The sequence below is a fragment of the Rhodococcus sp. LMD genome (genome assembly GCF_056108245.1).
Map to the genome: position 1 here is coordinate 4,833,076 of NZ_CM148557.1, position 21,708 is coordinate 4,854,783.

Here is a 21,708-nt window from a genome sequence, read left to right on the forward strand (position 1 = left end):
GCGCCTTTTGGGCTGCCCCAGCCGCCCGAAGGACACACCGGCGCCGAAGGCGCCTCAGAAGTACACGGCGATGCGACGGCCGTCGATCTCGTGCACGGCGATGTCCATGTCGTAGACCTTGCGCAGCACCTCGGGCCGGAGGATCTCGTCGACGTCCCCGTCGGCGACGACGGCACCGTCGCGCATCGCGACGATGCGATCGGAGTGGCACGACGCGAAGTTGATGTCGTGGATCACCAGGATCACGGTCTTGCCCATCTCGTGGGCCATCCGTCGCAGCAGCTGCATCATGTGCTGCGAGTGCTTCATGTCCAGGTTGTTCAGCGGTTCGTCGAGCAGCACGTAGTCGGTGTCCTGCGCGAGCACCATCGCGACGAACGCCCGCTGCCGCTGCCCGCCGGAGAGCTGGTCGAGGAAGCGGTGCTCGAACCCGCCCAGGCCGGTGTACTCGATGGCGCGGTCGACCGCGTCGTGGCAGGACGCCGACAGCCGGCCCTTCGAATGCGGGAAGCGCCCGAACTCGACGAGTTCACGCACCGACAACCGCACCGCGGTGGTGTTGTCCTGGCGCAGCACCGACAGTTTCTTCGCCAGCGCGTCCGAGGGGGTGGCCCGCAGGTCGAGCCCGTCGATGCTGACCGATCCGGCGTCGGAGTCGAGCAGCCGCGCGACGATGGTCAGCAGTGTCGACTTGCCGGCGCCGTTGGCACCGATGATCGACGTGAGCCCGCCGCGCGGGACGTCGATATCGACGGGCCCGAGCACGGTGGTGCCGGCGTAGTTCTTGGCGAGATCCCGGACGGTGATCACAGGCGTGCACCCCTCACGAGCAGGGAGATGAAGTAGATGCCGCCGACGAAGTTGACGACGACGATGAGGCTCGAGTTGTAGTCGAGCAGCCGGGCGAGGACGAACTGCCCGCCGACCAGCGCGACGATCGCGACGAGCGTCGCGGCGGGCACCGTCCAGCGGTGCCGGAACGTGCCGACGAGTTCCCGGGCCAGGTTGGCCACCAACAGCCCGAGGAACGTGATGGGCCCGACGAGCGCGGTGGACACCGAGACCAGCACCGCGACGACGATCAGCGCGCGAGTGACGACGCGCCGATGGTCGACGCCGAGGCCGACCGCGTGCTCGCGGCCCAGCGCGACGACGTCGAGCTGACGCAGCAGCGGCACCGAGAACGCCGTCGCCGCGACGACGAGCAGGGCCGACACGGCGAGCAGGTCGACCTGCACGTTGTTGAAGCTGGCGAACAGCACGTCCTGCAGGGTCATGAAGTCGTTGGGGTCGATCAGCCGTGACACCAGCGACGACAGCCCCCCGAACAGGGCGCCGAGCACGATACCCACGAGCACCAGCACGTACAGGTCGCGGGATCCGCGGTCGAAGAGCCATCGGAACAGCACGAGCGCGAAGGCGACCATGGCGAGCACCTCGACCCCGAACTTCAGGCGCGGATCCAGTGTCGCGAGGGCGCTCGCGCCGAACAGGAACACCACGAGGGTCTGCAGCAGCATGAACAGGCTGTCGAAGCCCATCACGCCCGGGGTGAGGATGCGGTTGTTGGTGACGGTCTGGAAGATCACCGCGGCGAAGGCAGTGGCGTAGCCGACGAGCACCATCGACAGCACCTGCCGGCTGCGGATCTTCATGGCGAAGTCCCACGAGCCGGTGACGAAGAGGAACAGGTAGGCGCACACCGCCAGTGCGGCGACGACGCCGAGCACGACGAGCACGCGGGCAGGGTTCCGGCGACGGGTCGCGGGGGGTGCGGCGAGGACCTGGCTCATCGCGCACCTCGCCGGGTGCGCAGGATCAGCGCGATGAACACGACGGCGCCGACGACGCTCGCGACGGTGCCGACCGGGATCTCGTACGGGTAGCGGATGACACGGCCGACGACGTCGCAGGCGAGCACGAATCCGGCGCCGGCGAGCGCGGTGATCGGCAGGACGCGGCGCAGGTTGTCGCCGAGCGCCATGGTGACCAGGTTGGGCACGACGAGGCCGAGGAACGGGATGGCGCCGACGACGACGGTGACGACGGCGGTGGTGACGGCGACGACGACCATCCCGATGTTGATCACCAGCTGGTACGGGACGCCGAGGTTCTTCGCGAAGCCCTCGCCGAGGCCGGCCACGGTGAAGCGGTCGGCGTACAGATAGGCGACGGCCATGACGGCGACGACGACCCAGATGATCTCGTAGCGGCCGCGCAGGATGCCGGAGAAGTCGCCGCTGGTCCACGTGTTCAGGGCCTGCATCAGTTCGAGCCGGTAGGCGAAGAACGTGGTGACGGCCATGACGACGCCGCCGAACATGAGGCCGACGAGCGGCACGACGATCATGTCGGTGAACCGGACACGGCGCAGCAGCCGCAGGAACAGGAAGGTGCCGACGAGGGAGAAGGCGACGGCGACGAGCATCTTGCCGAGCACGGACTGGCCGCCGAGGAACAGGGTCGCGACGAGGATGCCGAGCAGGGCCCATTCGACGGTGCCGGCGGTGTCCGGCGCCACGAACCGGTTGCGGGTCAGGTGCTGCATGATCAGGCCGGACACGCTCAGGGCGGCGCCGGCGAGCAGGATCGCGATCAGTCGGGGCACGCGCGAGACGAAGAACACCTCGAGGGTCGCGGTGTCGCCGCGCAGCAGGTCTGCGGGCGTGACGTCGGCGACGCCGACGAACAGGGACGCGAAGGCGGCGACGGCGAGCAGCACGGCGCCCAGCAGGACGGGACGCAGACGCACGGCCGGGCCGGCGGCCGCACGCGGGGTGCGGTCGCCGGCCCTGCCGGTCGTTACCGGGGCGCTCACGGGCGGGAGGAGGTCATGCCGCCGCGGCCGTGCCGACGGCCTGCCCGACGACGTCGATCTGGGACTGGACGGAGCTCAGCGCGCTCGGCGCCATGTACCAGGTGTACAGGTCGAGGTAGGTGATCCGGCCTTCCTTCGCGGCCGTGGTGCCGCCGACGAGGGGGTTGTCGAGGACTCGGGACGCGTTGGGGCCGGTGGTGTCGCCGAGGGGTGCCTCGCGGTCCTGGACGAACATCATGTCGGGATCGGCCTGGGCGATGTACTCGAAGGACACGGCGTCCCCGTGGGCGACGTCGTCGGCGAAGGTCTCCGACACGGGCTTGACGCCGAGGTCGTGGATGATGCCGTACCGGGAGCCGGGTCCGTACGCGGTGACCTCGGCGGCCTCGACGCGCGCGATGAGCCCGCGCAGATTCGCCTGTGCGGCCGCCGCGGACACGGCGTCGAACGACTCCTCGATGCCGGCGAACTTCTCCTCGAACGCGTCCTCGGCTCCGAAGATGGTGGCGAGGTTGCGGTTCTGCGTCTCGACGCTGTTCAGGAAGTCCTTGGAGTCGACGGAGAGGTCGACGGTCGGGGCGATCTCGCTGAGCGCGTCGTAGCTGGTGGCCGACCGGGCGGCGACGATGATGAGGTCGGGCTCGAGGGCGTTGACGGCCTCGAAGTCGGGCTCGAACAGCGATCCGACCTTGGCGACGTCGTCGCCCCGGTAGCGTGCGAACGATTCGGGCCAGTTCGTGAGGGCGGGGACGCCGACGGCATCGGGCAGGTCGAGGTCGATCATGGACTGCAGGACGCTCTGGTCGAAGACCACGACCCGTTCGGGATCGACGGGCACCTCGGTCTCGCCCTGGGCGTGACTGATGACCACGGTCGCGCCGGTGTCCGCCGCGGTGTCGGAGGAGGTGTCGGAGGAGCAGGCGGAAAGCCCGAGCGAGGCGGCCGCGATTAACGCGACGGCGGCGGACAACCGGATACGCATGGGCAATCTCCTTGAAAATTGAACTTCCGGGGTAGGCGAAGCCGCTCGTGCGGTCCCGCCGCCACCCCGAACTCAGCGAAGCGTTGCCTAACTTAGCATGCCTTTACTTACCGTTGGCAAGAGTCGTGTCTCCACACGGACGAGCGCGCCGCCACTACGGTCGGATCATGACCTCAACCACGTTCTCCGCCTGGGTCGCGCGCGAGCACGACGGCGCGATCGACTTCGCCCCCGAGACCGTCGACGAGACGATGCTGCCCGACGACGGCATCACCGTCCGCGTCCTGCACTCGAGCGTCAACTACAAGGACGCCCTCGCCGTCGTCCCGCGCGGCGGCGTGGTCCGCAACTACCCGATCATTCCCGGCATCGACCTCGCCGGTGAGGTCGTCACCTCGGATCACCCCGACTTCGCGCCGGGCGACCGGGTCCTCGCGCACGGCTACGAGATCGGCACCGGCCGGCACGGCGGCTACGCCGAGTACGCCCGCGTCCCCGCCGACCAGCTCGTCCGGCTCGGCGAGCTCTCCACGGCCGACGCCGCCGCCATCGGCACCGCCGGCTTCACCGCGGCGCTCAGCGTGCAGGCGCTGCTGCGGCACGGCCTGACCCCGGACGACGGACCCATCGTCGTCACCGGCGCCTCCGGCGGCGTGGGCACCGTCAGCGTCGACCTGCTCGCCGCGGCCGGATTCGAGGTGGTCGCCTCGACCGGCAAGCCGGAAGCCCACGACCTGCTCACCGAGCTGGGCGCCGCCTCGGTGATCGGACGGCTGCCCGAGGACCCCGACGCGAAGCCGCGACCGCTCGGCAACGCGCACTGGGCGGGGGCCGTGGACTGCGTCGGCGGCGCGACCCTCGCCCATGTCCTCAGCACCGTGCAGTGGGGCGGCGCGGTCGCCGCGAGCGGGCTCACCGGCGGCGCCGCCTTGCAGACCACGGTGATGCCGTTCATCCTGCGCAGCGTCGCGCTACTGGGAATCGACTCGGTGCAGCTGCCCATCGTCCCGCGGCGCGAGCTGTGGGAGCGCCTCGCGGGCGACCTGCGTCCCCGGCACCTGGCCGACATCATGCGCCGCATCCCCGCCCGGGAGCTGGTGTCCGTGCTCGATCTCGTGCGGGCCGGCAAGTTCACCGGCCGCGCGGTGATCGAGGTCGCCGACGGATTCTGACGGCTCGTCAGAAGAGGGTGAGCTCGACCTCCTCGACCACCTTCACCGTCCGGCGCACCGCCTTCTTCGCCCGCGCGGGCGCGGGGGTCGGCTCGGGCCGCGCGGGCGCGGGGGTCGGCTCGGGCCCGGCCGGTTCGGAGACGGGCGCCTTCGGAGCGGGCGGGGCCGCCCCCTGGGCGCGTGCCGCCTCGCCCGCCAGTTTGTCAGCGAGTTCGTTGAAGTGGTTGCCGACGTGCCCGCGCACCCACCGGAACCGCACCGGCCCGGACCGCTCGGCGAGGACGCGATCGATGGCCTGGACCAGGTCGAGGTTCTTCACCGGCGCGCCCGTCGCCGTCTTCCAGCCCTTGCGCTTCCATCCGGGCAGCCACTCCGAGGCGCACTTGATGGCGTATTGCGAGTCGGATTCGATGATCATCGGTTCCGGACCGGGGTGGGCCTTCAGCGCCTCGAGCAGCGCCCGCAGCTCGGCGATCTGATTGGTGCCGGAGCGTTCCCCGCCGGCCCGGCTCGGCCCTTCGTGATTGACCCACGCCCATCCGATGGCGCCGCCCGGGTTTCGAAGGCACGAACCGTCGGTGCTCACGATGATCATGTGCCAGACCATATCCCGTGGCAGAGGCGACGTCGCGCCCGAGGCACCGACGCGCCGCGGCTGTGCAGAAATCGCGGCGCTCCTCGGCGTGTCGGCACGAGAAGCGCACACTCGGCGGGTCGCCGCCTTCGATCCGCACCTCGTCGCCCGGTACGGCGGCACGGTACGGCGGCACAGTACGGTGGACCGGTGCCCGTCCCCGCTCCACCCAGCACCGGCGCGCTCGTCGTCCGCGCCGAGCTGCCCCGGCCGGTGGACGTCGCGCTGACGTTGCAGCCGCTCCAGCGCGGCCCCTACGACCCCTGCCACCGCCGTGACGGGCACGCGGTGTGGCGCACGTCCCGGTTGGCGTCGGGGCCGGTCACCTACCGGCTCGTGCAGGACGGTCCACGTGGCGTGCGCTGCCAGGCGTGGGGTCCCGGAGCCGCGGAACTGGCAGACCGTCTTCCCACCCTGCTCGGCGCCGACGACGATCCGACCGGGTTCCGGCCCGAGCATCCGCGCCTGGCCGAGTCCCATCGACGTCTCCCGGCCCTGCGGATCCCGCGCACCGGCCGCGTGCTCGAGGCGCTGGTCCCGGCGATCCTCGAACAGCGGGTGCACGCCGTCGCGGCGTTCGCGTCGTGGCGGCGGCTCGTCACCTGGTTCGGCGACGACCCTCCCGGACCGGCACCGGAGGGGATGCGGGTGCCGCCGGCCGCCGAGACGTGGCGCCGCGTTCCGTCGTGGGAGTTCCACCGGGCGAACGTCGACCCCGGCCGGGCCCGCACCGTCGTGCGCTGCGCCCAGCTGGCCGACCGGCTCGAGCGGCTCGTCGACCTCGATCCCGTCGAGGCACAGCGCAGACTGCACTCGATCCCGGGCGTGGGGATCTGGACCGCCGCCGAGGTCGCGCAGCGCGCCTTCGGAGACGCGGACGCGCTGTCGGTGGGCGACTACCACCTCGCGAAGATCGTCGGCTGGTCGCTGCTCGGCGCGCCGCTCGACGACGCCGGCATGGTGGAGTACCTGGAACCCCTTCGGCCACATCGTTACCGGGCCGTGCGGCTGATCATGGCGACCGGCGGGGCGGGGCGGGTCCCGCGGCGGGGGCCGCGCACGCCGATCACCGATCATCGTCGGCACTGAGCAGGTCCCCGCGCCGGTCGCGCCGCCGGGGCCGGAGTCGTCGGCCCGGTACCGCCGGGCTGCGCTGCCGCGGCGCCGACGGCTGACCGTCGGATTTCGGCCGCCGGACCGTACCCTGGTGGCATGTCCGACCCAGACATTTCGACCGCGCCCACGCGACTCGCGCGGCTCCCGAGCTGGCTGCTGACCCAGTCCGCGCGCCACGTGCACCGAGTGGTGTCCGGCCGGCTCGGCCTGGCCGACGCCCGCGGCTACCACTACCGCGCGCTGGCGGCGCTCGAGGAGTACGGCTCGCTGTGTCAGGCGGATCTGGGCCGACGGGCGGGGATGGACCGCAGCGACATCGTCGCCACCGTCAACGAGCTGGCCGATCGGCGGTTCGTCGATCGCAGTCCCGATCCCACCGATCGGCGCCGCAACATCATCAGCGTCACGCGCCGTGGGCGGCAACACCTGCGCACCCTCGACGACGTCCTCGTCGCGGCGCAGGACGAGGCGTTCGCGTCGCTGGACCCGGCCGAGCGGGACCAGCTCGCCGTCCTGCTCACGAAGGTGCTCGCGCACCACACCCGGCAGACGAAGGGCTCCTCGCGGGAGCCCTCCACCTCCGACGGACTCAGAGGGAGCGGGCGATGATCTGCTTCATCACCTCGTTCGCGCCGGCGTAGATCCGCTGCACGCGGGCGTCCTCGTACATCCGGGCGATGAGGTACTCGCGCATGTAGCCGTAGCCGCCGTGCAGCTGCACGCAGCGGTCGATGACCTCGCACTGCTTGTCGGTCAGCCAGTACTTGACCATCGCGGCGTCCGCGGCGTCGAGTTCACCCTTCAGGTGCTGCTCGATGCAGTGATCGAGGAACACCTGGCAGGTGCGGGCGATGGTTCGGCACTCCGCCAGCTCGAACGCGGTGTTCTGGAACTCGAACAGGCTGTGCCCGAACGCCTGCCGCTCCTTCGTGTAGCGCACGGTCTCCTCGACCGCGCGGTCCATCGCCCCGGCCGCCTGCGCGCCGATGATCAGCCGCTCCTGCACCAGCTGCGCCATCAGCTGCGCGAAACCCTGCCCCTCGCTCTCCCCGAGCAGGTTCGACATCGGCACCCGCACGTCGGTGAACGACAGCTCGGAGGTGTCGGCGCCGTGCTGGCCGACCTTGTCCAGCACCCGCCCGACCGCGAAGCCGGGGCAGTCCCGCAGGTCGACGATCAGCAGGGAGACGCCCTTGGCGCCGGCCTTCGGGTCGGTCTTGACGGCGAGCACGATGACGTCGGCCGACGAACCGTTGGTGATGAAGGTCTTCGAGCCGTTGACCACGTACTCGTCGCCGTCGCGGAGCGCGGTGGTCTTGATGGCCTTGAGGTCCGACCCGGCGCCCGGCTCGGTCATGCCGATCGCGCCGAGGATCTCGCCGGTTGCCATGCCGGGCAACCAGGTTCGCTTCTGCTCCTCGCTGCCGTACTCGAGGATGTAGTGGGCGACGATGCCGCTGTGCACCGAGATGCCCAGGGCGAGGTCACCCGAGTAGCCCTGCGCCTCGAAGACCGCGAGGTCGTGCGCGAAGGTGCCGCCCCCGCCGCCGTACTCCTCCGGGATCGAGCACAGCAGCAGTCCCAGTTTGCCGGCCGCGAGCCACACCTCGCGGTCGATGCGCCGCTGGCTGTCCCACTTCTCGGCGTGGGCCATGACCTCGCGCTCGAAGAAGTCGCGGGCCAGTTCCGACACGGCCTGTACCTCGTCGTCGTGCCAGGACGGCACGTACTTCGTCACCATCGGTGTCCTTCAACCTTCCGTCCGGCGTGACCGAATGTCACACCGCGTCGATTCGATCGAACCCATGTGACATTCGGTCACCGGGGGCGCAGCTCGCGCTTGAGAAGCTTGCCGCTCTGGTTGCGCGGGAGGGTGTCCACGAACCGGACGAGCTTCGGAACCTTGAACGGCGCCAGGCGCTGCTTGACGTGGTCGATCAGCTCGTTCTCGTCGGTGTCCGCGCCGGCGCGCAGCACGACGACGGCGGTGACGGCTTCGATCCACTTCTCGTCGGGGGTGCCGATGACCGCGACCTCGGCGACGGCCTCGTGGGTGTAGAGGGCGTCCTCCACCTCCCGGGACGCGACGAGGATGCCGCCGGTGTTGATGACGTCCTTGATCCGGTCGACGACGGTGATGTAGCCCTCGGCGTCGCGCGTGACGAGATCGCCGGAGTGGAACCACCCGTCGCGGAACGCCTCCGCGGTGGCGTCCGGGTTGTCCCAGTAGCCCAGGCACAGCTGCGGCGACCGGTACAGCACCTCGCCGGGTTCGCCGTCGGGCACGTCGTTGCCGTCGGCGTCGACGACGCGGGTCTCGACGAACAGCACCGCCTTCCCGCACGACGACGGCCGGTCCGCGTGCTCCTCTGGGCGCAGAACCGTTGCCAGCGGCCCGATCTCGGATTGACCGAAGCAGTTGTAGAACCCGAGGTCCGGGTAGCGCTCGCGGAGCCGGTTCAGCACGGTGACGGGCATGATCGACGCGCCGTACTGCGCCTTCCGCAGCGACGACAGGTCGCGGGTCTCGAGGTCGGGGTGGCTCGCCAGCGGCACCCACACCGTCGGGGCGAGGAAGAGCGAGCCGATCCGCTCGGACTCGACGAGCCGCAGGATCTCCGGGATGTCGGGGGCGGGCAGCAGCGTGACCGTGGCGCCGACGGCCAGGTACGGCAGCATGAACACGTGCATGCCGGCGGAGTGGTACAGCGGCATGCAGATCAGCGGATTGTCGTCCGCCGCCAGGTCCAGGGCGACGATCGACGAGGTGTACTCGTGCACCAGCGCCCGGTGGGGCATCATGGCGCCCTTGGGTTTCGAAGTGGTGCCGGAGGTGTAGAGCAGCTGCACGAGGTCGGCGTCGGAGACGGTCACGTCGAGTTCCGGCACCTCGCCCGTGCACGCGACGGCGAGGAGCGAGTCGTCGGCGTCGCGCAGCGGCACCACATGCTCGGCCGGGACGTCGCCGAGGACCGCGTCGAGGTTCTCGCGCAACGCAGGATCGACGAGGACGGCGCGCGCCCCGGACTGGCCGAGCAGGTAGCTCAGTTCCTCGCCACGCAGGGCGTAGTTGATCGGCACGTGCACGAGGCCGGCCCGGGCGGCCGCGAGGTACCCGACGACGTAGGCGTCGGAGTTGGTGCCGTACGCGGCGACGCGATCGCCCTGGTCCAGGCCCAGCGCGCGCAACCGTCCGGCCGCCCGGGTGACCGCGTCGTCGAGCTCGCGGTAGCTGAGGGTGCGGTCGCCGAACCGCAGGGCGGTGCGGTCGGGGAAGCGGACGGCGCTGCGGTGCAGCACGCCGTCGACGGTGTTCGCGCGCGGGTCGAGGCTCATGGCCGACAGGTTATAGGACGTCCAACCAATTGACCAGACCGATCGATCGATAGCGTCAGCGACCCTGCCACACCGGCCGGCGCTTCTCCACGAACGCCGTCATGCCCTCCTGGGCGTCGCAGATCATCGCGTTGGTCGCCATGGTCTCGGCCATCGCCTCGTAGGCCTGCTCCTGCGGCAGCTCGATCTGCCGGTAGAAGGCTTCCTTCCCGATCCGCACCGTCGCCGGGGACGCCGAGACGATCTTCGCGGCCAGCGCCGCGGTCTCGGATTCCAGGGCCGCCGGGTCGACGACGAAGTTGATCAGCCCCCAGTCCGCCGCCGTCGCCGCGTCGATCGTCTCGCCCGTGAGCAGCATCTGCATGGCCCGCTTGCGCCCCACAGCCCGGCTGAGCGCGACCATCGGCGTAGAACAGAACAGGCCGATCTTCACCCCCGGGGTGCCGAACACCGCGTCCGACGACGCGACCGCCAGGTCGCACGACGCCACCAGCTGGCAGCCGGCCGCGACGGCCGCACCCTGCACCGACGCGATCACCGGCTGCGGCACCGACTGCACGGTCTGCATCATCTCGGTACAGGTGTCGAAGATGACCCGCTCGTCCTCGAGGGTCCGGCCGATCATCTCGCGCAGGTCGTGGCCCGCCGAGAACACCGGGCCCTCGGCGCGGATCACGATCACCCGGGTCGCGGACTCCGCGGACAGCGCGCGCAGCCCCATCGTGACCTCGCGCATCGCCGACGCGGACAACGGGTTTCGCTGATCGGGACGGTTCAGGGTGAGCAGGCCGATCCCGGACGCCTCGTCGACGGCGATGAGTACGGCGGCGGGCTGGTCGGTGCGCGTGTCGGTCATGCGCTCCTGCCTACACCACCGCGACGGGGGCGGCCACCCCCCGAACGTGGGTGAGCAGTCGCAGCAGCGCGGCCGCCACCTCGTCGGCGCGCTCGACGATCACCGAGTGCCCCGCCCCGTCGACCCGCACCAGTTCGGCGGCGGGCAGCCGCGCGGCGATGGCCCGCGAGTGCGCGAACGGCGTCAGCTCGTCCGCCGAGCCGCCGAGCACCAGGACCGGTATCGCAGCCAGCACGGCGAGGGCCGCCGACTCGTCGAGCACGGCGAACGCCGCCAGGAAGCGCGAGAGCGTCACGATCGACGTCTCGGTGGCCAGGGCCGTCGCCAGCGACCGTGCCCACGAGTCCGCGGCGCCGCGACGGACCACAGGACCGCACATGCGCCCGCCGATCCGCATCGATCCCTGCATCACCCGCGGCGCGCGTCGCACCGCGCGGTGCAGCACGGACACCGCCGGGTGCCGCAGATAACGGCCGAGCCCCGACTCGGCCAGGCCACTCGCCGCGGTCGCGACGAGGGCGGCACCGACGACGCGGCTGCCGATCCGCTCCGGGTACAGCCGCGCGTAGGCCATCGCCACCATGCCGCCCATCGAGTGCCCCGCCAGCACCACCGGCCCGGGGGGCACGACGGTGCGCAGGACGACGTCGAGGTCGTGGGCGAGTTGCTCGATGGTGTACGTCTCCGGCGCGCCGATCCCCGACCGGCCGTGCCCGCGCTGGTCGTAGGCGACGATGCGGACCCCCGCGCCGGCCTGCCCGGCAAGGCGCTCGCGTACCGCCGACCAGCTGCCGGTGTGCAGGCAGTGGCCGTGCACCAGCACGACGGTGACGAGCGCGTCGACGGGTCCGTGCACCCGCACCGACAGGGGCACACCGTCGTCGGCGGCGACGGTCACCCGGCGCGGATCCGGTCCAGGCATCGCGGCCTCCCAGCGGTCGATCTGCCGGGAATGTCGTCGATGCCCGAGCCGCGCGTTACGGCCGCGACCGAATCGTGACCGATGGTCAGCGCGGGGCGAGGGCCCGGATCATCTCCGTCGGGTCGCCGGCGGTGGTCATCGCGATCACGGGAGTGGTCACGCCCGCCTCGACGTACCGTTCGATGTGCTCGCGGCACGCCTCCGGCGGCCCGTGCACGACGAGCTGGTCCACCACGTGGTCCGGGATCGCAGCGAGGGCCGCCGACCGCTCCCCCTCCGCCCACAACCGCCACATGCCCTCGAAATCGTTGCTGCGTCCGAGGAATTCGTGGAAGGCACGGTAGACGGGGACGTTCATGTAGGCGGCGACCATGCGACGACCGATGCTGCGGGCGGTTTCGGCGTCGAAACCGGGCAGCACGAAGATGCGGGCGACGATCTCCTTGCCCGCTCCTCCCTCGTGCACGTACGGCGCGACGGTGCGCACGTCGTCGGCCGAGAGCCAGTTGACGATCGCGCCGTCGGCCTCGCGTCCGGCGAGGCGCAACATCCCCGGGCGCAGGGCGGCGAGCAGCAGCGGCGGGGCGGGATCGGGGACGAGTCCGGCGCGGAACCCGCCGACCTCGAACGTGTCGTACTTGTGGCTGATCTTCTCGCCGGCGAGCGCGGCACGCAGGAACTGCAGGGTGTCGCGGGCTCTCTTGAACGGCTCCTCGAACGGGGTGCTGTTCCACTTCTCGACGATCACGTTGGACGAGGTGCCCACGCCGAGGACGAAACGGCCCGGGGCGGCGGCGGCGAGGGTGGCCGCGGAGATCGCCAGGGTGGCGGGACCGCGCGTGAAGACCGGCACGATCGCGGTGCCCAGCCGCAGCGTCGGGGCCCACACGCTCGCCAGCGCCAGGGGCGTGAAGGCGTCGGCCACGCTGCTCTCGGACGACCACACGTCGGTGTAGCCGAGGTCGGGCAGTTCGGCGATCAGATCTCGCTGGTCGGGCAGGGCAATGCCGTCGAGGGGGATCGTCAGGCCCCAACGGCGAGGCGTCGCATCATCGCTCATACGCCACACCTTAGGCTGCGCCGGTGCGTCCTTTGGGCTGCCAGGACCGCCCAAAGGGCACACCGGTCCGTATGCTGGCCCGTTGTGCAGGTCTCTCAGCTCTGGCGTTACCCGGTCAAGTCGTTCGGCGGCGAGCAACTGCCGTCGGCGACGATCGAGCCGGACGGGCTGCGCGGCGACCACCTGTGGGCGGTGATCGACGCCGAGACCGGCGCCGTCGCGACGGCGAAGAAGGTGCGCGCCTGGTCGCGACTGCTCGAATGCCGCGCCCGGCTGCTCGACGACGCCGACCCGTCGGATCCCGCCGTCCTCGAGATCACCCTGCCCGACGGCCGGTGCACCCGCGGCGACGACCCGCGCACCCCCGCGCTGCTGTCGGAACTGACCGGGCGGGCACTGACGTTGGAGGCCCGCCCGCGCACCTACGACGAGGCGCCGCTGCACCTGCTCACGACGGCAGCCGTGGACGCGCTCGGCACGGGCGACCCCGCCGACGTCGCGCTGCGGCGCTTCCGCCCCAACGTCGTGGTCTCGGCGGACGGCACCGGCTTCGTCGAGGACGGCTGGCTGGGCCGCCGGCTCGAGGCCGGTTCCGTCGCGCTCGTGCCGACGCAGCGCACGGCGCGGTGCGTGATGGTGACGTTGCCGCACCAGGAGGTGCCGGCGCGGCGCGACATGCTGCGCACCGTCACCGACCGCAACCGCGTCCCGAACCGTCCCGAGGCCAGGCCGGCACCGTGCATCGGTGTGTACGCCGACGTCGTATCGGAAGGCGTTCTCTCGCTGGGTGACTCACTGACCGTTCGCTGAAACGGATCCGCGCGCCGACCGGACGTCGACGCGCGGAGTTCACCGCGCCGCTGTCGAGCCGGCGCGCGGATCCGGGTCGGTCAGCGGCCCGAGTCCTTCGCGGGCAGGATGCGGGTGCGGACCTCACCGAACCCGATGCGGGTGCCGTCCGGCCCGGGCGCGGTGGCGGAGATCGAGATCTCGTCGCCGTCCTCGAGGAAGGTCCGGGTCTCGTCGCCGACCTGCACGGGTTCCTTACCGCCCCAGGTGAGTTCGATGAACGCCCCGCGCTGGTCCTTCTCGGGACCGGAGATGGTGCCCGAGCCGAACAGGTCGCCGGTGCGGGTGGCGGCACCGTTGACGGACGTGTGCGCGAGCATCTGCGCCGGCGACCAGTACATCTGGGCGTACGGCGGACGCGAGACGACGTGACCGTTCCACTCGACCTCGAGATCGATGTCCAGGCCCCACTTCTCGGTGCCCTTCAGGTACGGCAGCGGTTCCGGGTCCTGCACCGGGGTGTCGACGCGGGCAGCCTCGAGCGCGGCCAGCGGCACGACCCACGGGGAGATCGAGGTCGCGAACGACTTGCCGAGGTTCGGACCGAGCGGCACGTACTCCCACGCCTGGATGTCGCGGGCCGACCAGTCGTTGAGGATGACGGCCCCGAAGCAGTGGTCGGCGAACTCGTCCGGGGAGATCGACGATCCCATCGGCGACCCGACGCCGACGACGAAGCCCATCTCGGCCTCGATGTCGAGGCGGATCGAGGGGCCGAACACGGGCGCCGGATCGTTCGGGCCCTTGCGCTGTCCGCACGGACGCACGATGTCCACTCCCGACACGACCACGGTGCTCGACCGGCCGTGGTAGCCGACCGGCAGGTGCTTCCAGTTCGGCATCAGCGGCGACGGATTGTCGGGCCGGAACAGGCGCCCGAGGTTCGACGCATGGTTCTCCGAGGCGTAGAAGTCGACGTAGTCGGCGACGTCGATCGGCAGATGCAGGGTCACGTCCGCGACGGCGTGCACGGCCTCGGCGGGCACGTCTCCCGCGACGAGATCCTGCAGCGCGGCCCGCACCTCGTCCCAGCGGGCGCGGCCCTGCGCCATGAAGGCGTTGAGGGTCGGGGCGGCGAACGCGGGATCGTCGAACACGACGGACAGGTCGAGAACGGAGTCACCGACACGCACGCCGACGCGCGGCTGCGTTCCGGCCGTGGAGAACACGCCGTAGGGCAGGTTGTTCGCGCCGAAGAGCGAACCTTCCGGGATGTCGATGACGGTCATGCGAGAGATCCTTCGGTGATCGGGGACATCGTCGGCGGAGCCAGGCCGACCTCGACGAGATCGGCGAGCGGCTCCACGATGCTGCAGGTGCCGAACGAGCGGAAGCTGTTGCGCAGCTCCTCGATTCGAGCAGGCGACAGGTCGCGCAGCCGGGCGGCCAGGCCGGCGCCGTCCCGGTCGGCGAGCACCGCCGCGACGGCCGCGGTGTCCGCACCGTCGAGCACGGCGTCGACGGCGGCGAGCACGTTGAGGAATCCGTGCTGTTCGAACCCGGTGTGCGGGTCGGTGTTGCGGACCGCGTGGTGCAGGCCCGCCGTGGCCTTGAACGGGACCTTCGTGCGGACCACGGTCGAGAGGGCGTCGGCGAGTTCCCGTTCGTCGGGGTACGCCTCCGCGACCACCCCGCCCGTGCGGAACTTCGCCGCGTAACGCGATCCCACGAGTCCCTGGAGGATCTCGGCGCGGCGCTCGTCGCGCGGAACCTCCACGAACAGTGCGACTCCGGGGTACTCTGCGGCGATCAGGTCGAGGGCGACGAGCACACCGGCGGGGCTCTCCCCGGCGGGCACGGCGATCTCGAGGGCGGCCACGGTGACGCCGTCGACGTCGCGCAGGCTCTCCATTGCGGGAACGACCGCGGACGGCCCGCCCGGAACGGTCAGGCTCAGGGTGAGGTCGCCCCCGAACGGGCGCTGTCCGAGTGCCTCGAGCAACTCCGGGATCCGCGGCGCCGGGAACACGAACGTGCCCACCAGCCCGGCATGGTCGGCGATGCGGTGCGCGGCATGGGCCGGCAGGGCGCGATCGAGCGGGGCGTTACCGGGCGGGAACAGCGCGGCGTCGTCGCACAGTTCCGTCAGCAGGGCTCCGAGAGTGCTCACTTCTGCAGCCCCCGGTTCCAGCTTCCGGCGTAGGCCGCGTCCTCGCACGCGAGCGCACCCTCGCCGAGTTCGAGCGGCCGGAACGTGTCCACCATGACGGCGAGCTCGTCGAAGAAGTCGACGCCGATGCTGCGCTCGTAGGCGCCGGGCTGCGGGCCGTGGGCGTGGCCGCCGGGATGGACGGAGATCGATCCCTGGCCGATGCCGGAGCCCTTGCGGGCCTCGTAGTCTCCGCCGCAGTAGAACATGATCTCGTCGGAGTCGACGTTGGAGTGGTAGTAGGGCACCGGGATCGCCAGCGGGTGGTAGTCCACCTTGCGGGGCACGAAGTTGCAGATGACGAAGTTGTTGCCCTCGAACGCCTGGTGCGCCGGCGGCGGCTGGTGGACCCGGCCGGTGATGGGCTCGTAGTCGTGGATGCTGAAGGTGTACGGGTACAGGCAGCCGTCCCAGCCGACGACGTCGAACGGGTGGTTGGGCACGAGGTAGCGGGTGCCGACGATGCCGTGCGAGGTGCGGTGCTTGACCAGGACCTCGACGTTGCTGTCCTCGACCTGGATCAGCTCGGTCGGGCCGTGCAGGTCGCGTTCGCAGAACGGCGCGTGCTCCAGGAACTGGCCGAACCGCGACAGGAAGCGCTTCGGCGGGACGATGTGGCTGTTGGCCTCGATGACGTAGGCGCGCAGCGGCTCGTCGCCGGTGGGGATCCAGCGGTGGGTGGTGGCCATCGGCAGCAGCACGTAGTCGCCGGCCTTCGCGTCGAGCACACCGAAGACGGTCTCGACGCGGGCGGTTCCCGACTCGACGTAGACCATCTCGTCGCCGACGACGTTGCGGTAGAGCGGCGACTCCTTCGCCGCCACGACGTACGACAGGCGCACGTCCGCGTTGCCCAGGATCAGCCGGCGGCCGGTGACGACGTCGGTCTCGGCCCAGACGGTCTGCGGGAACAGATCGTGCAGCTTCAGATGGCGCGGCTTGAGCGGGTGGTTCGGGGTGGTGGCCTGGTCGGGCAGCTTCCACTCGGTGGCGTCGACGATGGCCGACGGGATGTGCCGGTGGTAGAGCAGCGCCGAGTCCGAGGAGAAGCCCTCCTCGCCCATCAGCTCCTCGTAGAACAGCCCGCCGTCTTCGTTGCGGTGCTGGGTGTGGCGCTTCGGCGGGATGACGCCGAGCTGTCGGTAGAACGCCATGAGATTCAGCTCCTCGGGCTCTTCGTGGCGGATCCGCGGGAGGCCGCGGTGTTGATAAACACCTTAACTACTTTTCGGGCGTGAGCGCAACCACATCGGCCCGATCGGTCGTCAGTTGCGGTCGCGCATGTCGAACTGGCTGCGCTTGGTGATGAGCTTGTTGAGGAGCATGACGAGAATCTGCTGCTCCGCCTCGCTCAGCACGTCCACCCATGCCGCTTCCCGCTCGTTCTGGGCACGGAACGTCTCCATGATCTCCCGCTCGCCGGCCCCGGTGAGCGACAAGCGGACCGACCGGCCGTCTTCCGGATCCGGGGTTCGCGTCAACAGACCCGCCTCGACCAGCGGTTTCGCCAGATTGGAGACGGCGGCACGGCTCATGCCGGTGAGCTTGGCGGCCATCTTCGGCTCGATCGGACCGGCCAGCCAGGTGACGAACATCAGCCGATAGGCCGACCACGACCGCCCCCGCGGGCGGTGCACGGCCGCCTCGAGGTCGTACGTGACGATGTCGGAAGCGCGGTTCAGCGTCAGCAGCACCTCGGTGGCCTGCTCGTGGTAGTCGCCGTATCGGTTGCTCAGGCGCCGGTTCGCGAGTTCGACGAAGGACCAGTAGTCGAGGTCGCGGGCGTCCGCTTCGGTCATGGCCTTCACCTTATCCGAGCTCGATAATTTAGTACACGTATTAATTACATGGGTGTGCCCCCCGACCCGGCAGAGCATCGGAGGGCACCGGCGGCCGAACGACCACGGCTCACGCGCGGGTCGGCCGGATCATCCCGATCGACCGCCCGCCTACGCTCCTACCTCGCCCCTCGTTCGGACCCCGACCGGTGCCCCGCTCCGGACGCGTCGGAGCCGAACAGCGCCCCCAGCCGCTGCAACAGACCCCGGCGCGGTCGCCGGTCGAGGTCCCGGACGATGACTGTGCTGCCGCCCTCGGCCGCGGCCTCGACGATCACGACGTCGCCGGGGAATCGCAGCTCCCACCGGCCGCGATCGACCGTCTGCGCGGTCGGCTCCTGCCTGCGCACGATCGCGTCGACCGTCGCCTGCACCGGATCCGGCGAGTGGTAGACCTCGGTGTTTCTCCTCGTCTCCCGATGCTCGTAGGTCTCGGCGATGTGGTCCCGGCTCTCGCCGCCGCAGCCCACGAGCAGCAGCGACGACACGAGCACCGGCACCGCCCGTTTCGCGACGGACGCCCGGCCCGCGCGCACGATTTCCCCCATGAAATCCCCCCGTATCGAATTGTTCCGCGGGGCACCATACAGTCCGGGAGTGAGCTGCCTCGCGGGCGTGCACGTTTCGTGTCTCGTACCACGAGGCGGCGGGGAAGCATCCGCATCTGACTACGGGTGTGCACAATTGAAGGGCACCGCACCGACTCGACGCATCACGGAAGGCCTGGAATGAGTTCGACGGAGATCAGCGCCGACCCGCACGCCGGCACCCTGCGCAGCCCCCACTTCTGGCTGGCGCCGGTCGTCGTGGTGACCGCCGTGATGGCGGCCCTGGCGGCCCTCTACATCGGCAGCATGATCAATCCGGCCGACAATCTGCACAGGTTCCCGGTCGCCATCGTCAACCAGGACGTCGGCGACGTGCTGCCCGGTTCGGACCAGCAGCGCAATCTCGGCGCCGAGATCACCGCCGCCGTCGCCGACGGGGTCGATCCGGCGGAGATCGACCTGCAGCAGGTCGGGATCTCCGGGGCGATCTCGGGTCTCGACTCGGGCCGACTCTACGGCGCGATCGTGATTCCGAGCGACTTCACCAAACGCACGTCCATCCTGGCGCAGGGCAGCGTGATCCCCGGCGACATCGAGAAGCCGATCATCACCGTCTACACCAACCCCCGCATCGGCACCTTCGGCAAGGGCATCGTCGAATCGATCGCCGACCGCGCCCTGACCACCGTGAACGCCACCGTCGGGGAACAACTCACCACCACGGTCACCGACACCCTCGCCACCAGCGCCCCGGATCTGCAGCTGTCCGGCGGCAGCCGGTTGACGCTGGCGGATCCGATCGATGTCCGCTTCGTCGAGCACAAGCCGCTGCCCGACGGCACCGGACTGGGCCTGTCCGCGTTCTACTACACACTGCTGCTCATCCTCGCGGGCTTCACCGGCGCCACCATCGTCAACTCGCTCGTCGACAGCGCCCTCGGTTTCGTCCCCACCGAGTACGGGCCGTGGTACGTCGACCGGAAGACTGCGCATCTGTCGCGGTTCCGGGTGCTGCTCGTGAAGTGGGCGATCATGGTGATCCTGGGGCTGATCGTGTCGGCGCTCTACCTGTGGATCGCCACCCTGCTCGGCATGCCCGTGACCCGCGCCCTGCTGCTGTGGGAGTACGGGGCCCTCGCGATCACGGCCGTGGGCGTCACCTCGATCTCGGTGATGGCCGTGTTCGGTTCCGCCGGACTGCTGGTGAACCTGTTGATCTTCATCATCCTGGGCCTGCCGTCGTCGGGCGGGACCGTGCCGCTCGAGGCGATGCCCCCGCTGTACACGTGGCTGTCGACCTTCGAACCGATGCATCAGGTGTACATCGCGACCCGGGCCATCCTGTACTTCGACGGCAGTGGCCCCGCGGGGCTGACCCGCGGCGCCCTGATGACCCTGCTGGGTCTCGGGATCGGCCTCGCGCTCGGGGCGGTGGTGACTCGGATCTACGACGTGCGCGGGTTCCACCGCCGCAGCGACGCCGACCCCGCACTCGTTCCGGCGCAGGACACGTGAGACAGGACCCCGCTGCTCCTCGAGGGCAGAGCAGCGGGGTCCCGGGTCTCGAAGGTAGCGTTCCGATTCCGCCCGGCCCAGCCGCGCCGGGGTGAAACGGGGGATGAAACTGTCCCCGGCTGCGGCGTCGCCGGCAGCAGCGTGACCGAGCGGGCCAGCGGATGCCCGCGGACCGATAGCGGAGTATGCTCATTAATGAGTCCACTCATTCCGGGAGGCGCGAAATGGTCGAATCGGCGGGAGCGCCGGGTCGCCGAGACCGGAACATGCGTGACAAGCAGAGCCGAATCTTCGCTGCCGCCTCATCGTTGTTCGCGGAGAAGGGCTTCGCGGGGGTCACGACACAGCAGATCTCCGAACGCGCGGACGTCGCGGCCGGAACGTTGTTCCGCTACGCGACGTCCAAGGGCGAACTGCTGATGATGGTCTACAACCAGCAGTTCCGGGCGGCCCTGAGCATCGGCGAGCGCGAGTCACGCTCGCGGCGCGACCCGGTGGACGCCGTACTGGCCCTCGTCCGGCCCATTCTCGAGGCGGCCGACAGCAACGTCGAGAACACGGTGAATTACCAACGCGAGCTGCTGTTCGGCTCCGCAAGCGAGAAATACCGTTCCGAGGGACTCGATCTCGTCGCCCTCTTCGAGGAGACGGTCGCGTGCCGGCTCGTCGAGGCCGCGCGCAACCGCGGGCTGGACGAGAGGCAGGCGGAGGACCGGGCCCGGCACGCCGGCCGGAGCATCTTCGCGATCCTGCACCTGATCCTTGCGCGCGCGTTCACCGGTGCGCATCCACACAACGACCCCGAAGCCGACCTGCACGCCCAGATCGACCAGATCGTCACGGGCTTCTTCGCAGCACTCGACGACGACCGCCCGGCCCGCGGCACGCCGCAACCGGGCACGTCCTCACCCCAACGAAAGAAGGAATCATGACCAGCCGGATCAGCAAGGTGACGGTCCTCGGGACCGGTGTCCTCGGTGCGCAGATCGCGTTCCAGTCCGCCTACAGCGGGTTCGACGTCACCGCCTACGACATCAGCGACGACGCCCTGACCAACGCGCAGAAGCGCTTCGGCGAGCTCGCCGAGACGTACAAGCGTGAGGTTCCCGGTGCCGGCGACGGGAAGGCGGAGGCGGCTGCGACCGGCATCCGCCTGTCCTCCGACCTCGCGGACGCCGTCCGGGACGCAGACCTCGTCGTCGAGGCCGTACCCGAGGTCCTCGACATCAAGCGGGACACCTACACGAAGCTGGGCGCCGTCGCACCCGCGGAGACGATCTTCGCCACCAACTCCTCCACGCTCCTGCCCAGCGACATCAAGGACTTCACCGGCCGTCCCGACAAGTTCCTCGCGCTGCACTTCGCCAACCAAGTGTGGAAGTTCAACACGGCCGAGGTCATGGGCACCGACGACACCGACCCCGCGGTATTCGACCGGGTCGTCGACTTCGCCGCGGCCATCGGCATGGTCCCCATCCCGATCCACAAGGAGAAGGCCGGCTACGTCCTGAACTCGCTGCTGGTGCCGTTCCTCAACGCCGCCGGTGAGCTCGCCGCGGGCGGCTTCGCCGCCCCCGAGGACGTCGACAAGGTGTGGCGGATCGCCACCGGGGCACCCATGGGCCCCTTCCAGATCTACGACGTCATCGGACTCACCACGCCGTACAACATCCTGTCCCACGGCGACGAGAAGGACCGGAAGATCGCCGCGTGGTTGAAGGCGAACTACATCGACGCCGGCAAGCTCGGCGTGGCGACCGGCGAAGGGTTCTACTCCTACTCCGACGGCCGGTAGAGGCAGATGCCGCGACAGGGCGGCGACTCGGGTACGACGGCAGTGGAACCACGAAGCATGCGCACGGCCCCGTAAGCCCCCACGGGTGGACGAGAACAGCGCATGGTTCCCCGGGCCG

General features: G+C 70.3%; 23 protein-coding genes. 8 read left to right on the plus strand and 15 right to left on the minus strand.

The window, feature by feature from the left end:
• Positions 1-54: 54 nt before the first annotated feature.
• Genes ACWPQI_RS22045 through ACWPQI_RS22060 form a run of 4 tightly spaced genes read right to left on the minus strand, consistent with a single transcriptional unit; the run spans position 55 to position 3,689 of the window.
• Positions 55-810 (minus strand): iron ABC transporter ATP-binding protein, encoded by a 756-nt coding sequence (locus tag ACWPQI_RS22045; RefSeq protein WP_010595631.1) that lies wholly within the window; start codon positions 808-810, stop codon positions 55-57.
• Entirely contained in the window at positions 807-1,793 is a 987-nt protein-coding gene (locus ACWPQI_RS22050; RefSeq protein ID WP_234420126.1) for an iron chelate uptake ABC transporter family permease subunit, read from the minus strand. The genes ACWPQI_RS22045 and ACWPQI_RS22050 overlap by 4 nt, the downstream gene beginning before the upstream one ends.
• Positions 1,790-2,818, minus strand: coding sequence for an ABC transporter permease (locus tag ACWPQI_RS22055; RefSeq protein WP_010595633.1), 1,029 nt, complete (start codon positions 2,816-2,818; stop codon positions 1,790-1,792). Before ACWPQI_RS22055 ends, ACWPQI_RS22050 begins: the two co-directional genes overlap by 4 nt.
• A gap of 13 nt (positions 2,819-2,831) precedes the next feature.
• On the minus strand, positions 2,832-3,689 hold the full coding sequence (locus ACWPQI_RS22060) for a siderophore ABC transporter substrate-binding protein (protein WP_234574863.1): 858 nt from the start codon (positions 3,687-3,689) through the stop codon (positions 2,832-2,834).
• Here ACWPQI_RS22060 and ACWPQI_RS22065 point away from each other — a divergent pair.
• Together ACWPQI_RS22065 and ACWPQI_RS22070 are read left to right on the plus strand one after the other, a co-directional pair.
• Complete coding sequence (locus tag ACWPQI_RS22065) at positions 3,682-3,822, plus strand: hypothetical protein (RefSeq protein WP_234420128.1); 141 nt, start codon at positions 3,682-3,684, stop codon at positions 3,820-3,822. The two genes, ACWPQI_RS22060 and ACWPQI_RS22065, sit on opposite strands and share 8 nt — an antisense overlap.
• Positions 3,823-3,967: 145 nt before the next feature.
• The gene (locus ACWPQI_RS22070; RefSeq protein WP_017679692.1) at positions 3,968-4,972 is read left to right on the plus strand and encodes an acrylyl-CoA reductase family protein; all 1,005 of its coding nucleotides are present in this window, start codon (positions 3,968-3,970) and stop codon (positions 4,970-4,972) included.
• Between the two features lie 7 nt (positions 4,973-4,979).
• Here ACWPQI_RS22070 and ACWPQI_RS22075 read toward each other — a convergent pair whose 3' ends face one another.
• Positions 4,980-5,567, minus strand: coding sequence for a ribonuclease H family protein (locus ACWPQI_RS22075; protein WP_010595636.1), 588 nt, complete (start codon positions 5,565-5,567; stop codon positions 4,980-4,982).
• 189 nt (positions 5,568-5,756) lie between these two features.
• Between ACWPQI_RS22075 and ACWPQI_RS22080 the strand changes: the two genes are divergently transcribed.
• Both ACWPQI_RS22080 and ACWPQI_RS22085 read left to right on the plus strand, forming a co-directional pair.
• Positions 5,757-6,695, plus strand: coding sequence for a DNA-3-methyladenine glycosylase family protein (locus ACWPQI_RS22080; protein ID WP_140188966.1), 939 nt, complete (start codon positions 5,757-5,759; stop codon positions 6,693-6,695).
• A 123-nt stretch (positions 6,696-6,818) separates the two neighbouring features.
• The gene (locus ACWPQI_RS22085) at positions 6,819-7,331 is read left to right on the plus strand and encodes a MarR family winged helix-turn-helix transcriptional regulator (protein WP_119700107.1); all 513 of its coding nucleotides are present in this window, start codon (positions 6,819-6,821) and stop codon (positions 7,329-7,331) included.
• Here ACWPQI_RS22085 and ACWPQI_RS22090 read toward each other — a convergent pair.
• The 5 genes from ACWPQI_RS22090 to ACWPQI_RS22110 all read right to left on the minus strand — a co-directional run bounded on the left by ACWPQI_RS22090 (position 7,312) and on the right by ACWPQI_RS22110 (position 12,896).
• Complete coding sequence (locus ACWPQI_RS22090; RefSeq protein ID WP_210063083.1) at positions 7,312-8,463, minus strand: acyl-CoA dehydrogenase family protein; 1,152 nt, start codon at positions 8,461-8,463, stop codon at positions 7,312-7,314. The two genes, ACWPQI_RS22085 and ACWPQI_RS22090, sit on opposite strands and share 20 nt — an antisense overlap.
• Before the next feature lie 77 nt (positions 8,464-8,540).
• Positions 8,541-10,058, minus strand: coding sequence for an acyl-CoA synthetase (locus ACWPQI_RS22095; RefSeq protein ID WP_210063084.1), 1,518 nt, complete (start codon positions 10,056-10,058; stop codon positions 8,541-8,543).
• 55 nt (positions 10,059-10,113) lie between these two features.
• A complete protein-coding gene (locus tag ACWPQI_RS22100) occupies positions 10,114-10,914 on the minus strand; it encodes an enoyl-CoA hydratase (RefSeq protein WP_010595641.1) in 801 nt (266 codons plus the stop codon).
• A 10-nt stretch (positions 10,915-10,924) separates the two neighbouring features.
• Positions 10,925-11,812 (minus strand): alpha/beta fold hydrolase, encoded by an 888-nt coding sequence (locus tag ACWPQI_RS22105; protein WP_010595642.1) that lies wholly within the window; start codon positions 11,810-11,812, stop codon positions 10,925-10,927.
• Between the two features lie 109 nt (positions 11,813-11,921).
• Positions 11,922-12,896 carry an LLM class F420-dependent oxidoreductase gene (locus ACWPQI_RS22110; RefSeq protein WP_017679700.1) on the minus strand — a complete coding sequence of 325 codons (975 nt, stop codon included), beginning with the start codon at positions 12,894-12,896 and terminating at the stop codon, positions 11,922-11,924.
• 84 nt (positions 12,897-12,980) lie between these two features.
• Between ACWPQI_RS22110 and ACWPQI_RS22115 the strand changes: the two genes are divergently transcribed.
• Positions 12,981-13,706 carry an MOSC domain-containing protein gene (locus tag ACWPQI_RS22115; RefSeq protein ID WP_040274702.1) on the plus strand — a complete coding sequence of 242 codons (726 nt, stop codon included), beginning with the start codon at positions 12,981-12,983 and terminating at the stop codon, positions 13,704-13,706.
• 80 nt (positions 13,707-13,786) lie between these two features.
• On the opposite strand, the gene fahA is transcribed toward ACWPQI_RS22115, so the two are convergent.
• The 5 genes from fahA to ACWPQI_RS22140 all read right to left on the minus strand — a co-directional run bounded on the left by fahA (position 13,787) and on the right by ACWPQI_RS22140 (position 18,280).
• On the minus strand, positions 13,787-14,974 hold the full coding sequence (gene fahA, locus ACWPQI_RS22120; protein WP_059174828.1) for a fumarylacetoacetase: 1,188 nt from the start codon (positions 14,972-14,974) through the stop codon (positions 13,787-13,789).
• On the minus strand, positions 14,971-15,855 hold the full coding sequence (locus tag ACWPQI_RS22125; protein WP_010595646.1) for a hypothetical protein: 885 nt from the start codon (positions 15,853-15,855) through the stop codon (positions 14,971-14,973). Before ACWPQI_RS22125 ends, fahA begins: the two co-directional genes overlap by 4 nt.
• On the minus strand, positions 15,852-17,048 hold the full coding sequence (locus tag ACWPQI_RS22130) for a homogentisate 1,2-dioxygenase (RefSeq protein WP_010595647.1): 1,197 nt from the start codon (positions 17,046-17,048) through the stop codon (positions 15,852-15,854). Before ACWPQI_RS22130 ends, ACWPQI_RS22125 begins: the two co-directional genes overlap by 4 nt.
• Positions 17,049-17,159: 111 nt before the next feature.
• Positions 17,160-17,693: a MarR family winged helix-turn-helix transcriptional regulator gene (locus ACWPQI_RS22135; RefSeq protein ID WP_010595648.1), complete on the minus strand. Its 534-nt coding sequence runs from the start codon at positions 17,691-17,693 to the stop codon at positions 17,160-17,162.
• 158 nt (positions 17,694-17,851) lie between these two features.
• Positions 17,852-18,280 (minus strand): DUF4247 domain-containing protein, encoded by a 429-nt coding sequence (locus ACWPQI_RS22140; RefSeq protein WP_010595649.1) that lies wholly within the window; start codon positions 18,278-18,280, stop codon positions 17,852-17,854.
• A 180-nt stretch (positions 18,281-18,460) separates the two neighbouring features.
• On the opposite strand from ACWPQI_RS22140, the gene ACWPQI_RS22145 reads away from it, so the two are divergent.
• From ACWPQI_RS22145 to ACWPQI_RS22155, 3 genes are all read left to right on the plus strand, one after another.
• Positions 18,461-19,795, plus strand: coding sequence for a YhgE/Pip domain-containing protein (locus ACWPQI_RS22145; RefSeq protein ID WP_048771577.1), 1,335 nt, complete (start codon positions 18,461-18,463; stop codon positions 19,793-19,795).
• Positions 19,796-20,061: 266 nt separating this feature from the next.
• Positions 20,062-20,727 (plus strand): TetR/AcrR family transcriptional regulator, encoded by a 666-nt coding sequence (locus ACWPQI_RS22150; protein ID WP_017679707.1) that lies wholly within the window; start codon positions 20,062-20,064, stop codon positions 20,725-20,727.
• Positions 20,724-21,590, plus strand: a complete 867-nt coding sequence (locus ACWPQI_RS22155; RefSeq protein WP_017679708.1) for a 3-hydroxyacyl-CoA dehydrogenase — start codon at positions 20,724-20,726, stop codon at positions 21,588-21,590. Before ACWPQI_RS22150 ends, ACWPQI_RS22155 begins: the two co-directional genes overlap by 4 nt.
• The last annotated feature ends 118 nt before the right edge of the window (positions 21,591-21,708 follow it).

Excerpts from the sequence above, each read along its gene's own strand:
- ACWPQI_RS22050 (WP_234420126.1), bottom strand. The coding sequence starts at position 1,793 with ATGAGCCAGGTCCTCGCCGCACCCCCCGCGACCCGTCGCCGGAACCCT.
- ACWPQI_RS22065 (WP_234420128.1), top strand. The coding sequence starts at position 3,682 with ATGACCACGGTCGCGCCGGTGTCCGCCGCGGTGTCGGAGGAGGTGTCG.
- ACWPQI_RS22070 (WP_017679692.1), top strand. The coding sequence starts at position 3,968 with ATGACCTCAACCACGTTCTCCGCCTGGGTCGCGCGCGAGCACGACGGC.
- ACWPQI_RS22075 (WP_010595636.1), bottom strand. The coding sequence starts at position 5,567 with ATGATCATCGTGAGCACCGACGGTTCGTGCCTTCGAAACCCGGGCGGC.
- ACWPQI_RS22085 (WP_119700107.1), top strand. The coding sequence starts at position 6,819 with ATGTCCGACCCAGACATTTCGACCGCGCCCACGCGACTCGCGCGGCTC.
- ACWPQI_RS22090 (WP_210063083.1), bottom strand. The coding sequence starts at position 8,463 with ATGGTGACGAAGTACGTGCCGTCCTGGCACGACGACGAGGTACAGGCC.
- ACWPQI_RS22095 (WP_210063084.1), bottom strand. The coding sequence starts at position 10,058 with ATGAGCCTCGACCCGCGCGCGAACACCGTCGACGGCGTGCTGCACCGC.
- ACWPQI_RS22100 (WP_010595641.1), bottom strand. The coding sequence starts at position 10,914 with ATGACCGACACGCGCACCGACCAGCCCGCCGCCGTACTCATCGCCGTC.
- ACWPQI_RS22110 (WP_017679700.1), bottom strand. The coding sequence starts at position 12,896 with ATGAGCGATGATGCGACGCCTCGCCGTTGGGGCCTGACGATCCCCCTC.
- fahA (WP_059174828.1), bottom strand. The coding sequence starts at position 14,974 with ATGACCGTCATCGACATCCCGGAAGGTTCGCTCTTCGGCGCGAACAAC.
- ACWPQI_RS22130 (WP_010595647.1), bottom strand. The coding sequence starts at position 17,048 with ATGGCGTTCTACCGACAGCTCGGCGTCATCCCGCCGAAGCGCCACACC.
- ACWPQI_RS22135 (WP_010595648.1), bottom strand. The coding sequence starts at position 17,693 with ATGACCGAAGCGGACGCCCGCGACCTCGACTACTGGTCCTTCGTCGAA.
- ACWPQI_RS22140 (WP_010595649.1), bottom strand. The coding sequence starts at position 18,280 with ATGGGGGAAATCGTGCGCGCGGGCCGGGCGTCCGTCGCGAAACGGGCG.
- ACWPQI_RS22145 (WP_048771577.1), top strand. The coding sequence starts at position 18,461 with ATGAGTTCGACGGAGATCAGCGCCGACCCGCACGCCGGCACCCTGCGC.
- ACWPQI_RS22150 (WP_017679707.1), top strand. The coding sequence starts at position 20,062 with ATGCGTGACAAGCAGAGCCGAATCTTCGCTGCCGCCTCATCGTTGTTC.
- ACWPQI_RS22155 (WP_017679708.1), top strand. The coding sequence starts at position 20,724 with ATGACCAGCCGGATCAGCAAGGTGACGGTCCTCGGGACCGGTGTCCTC.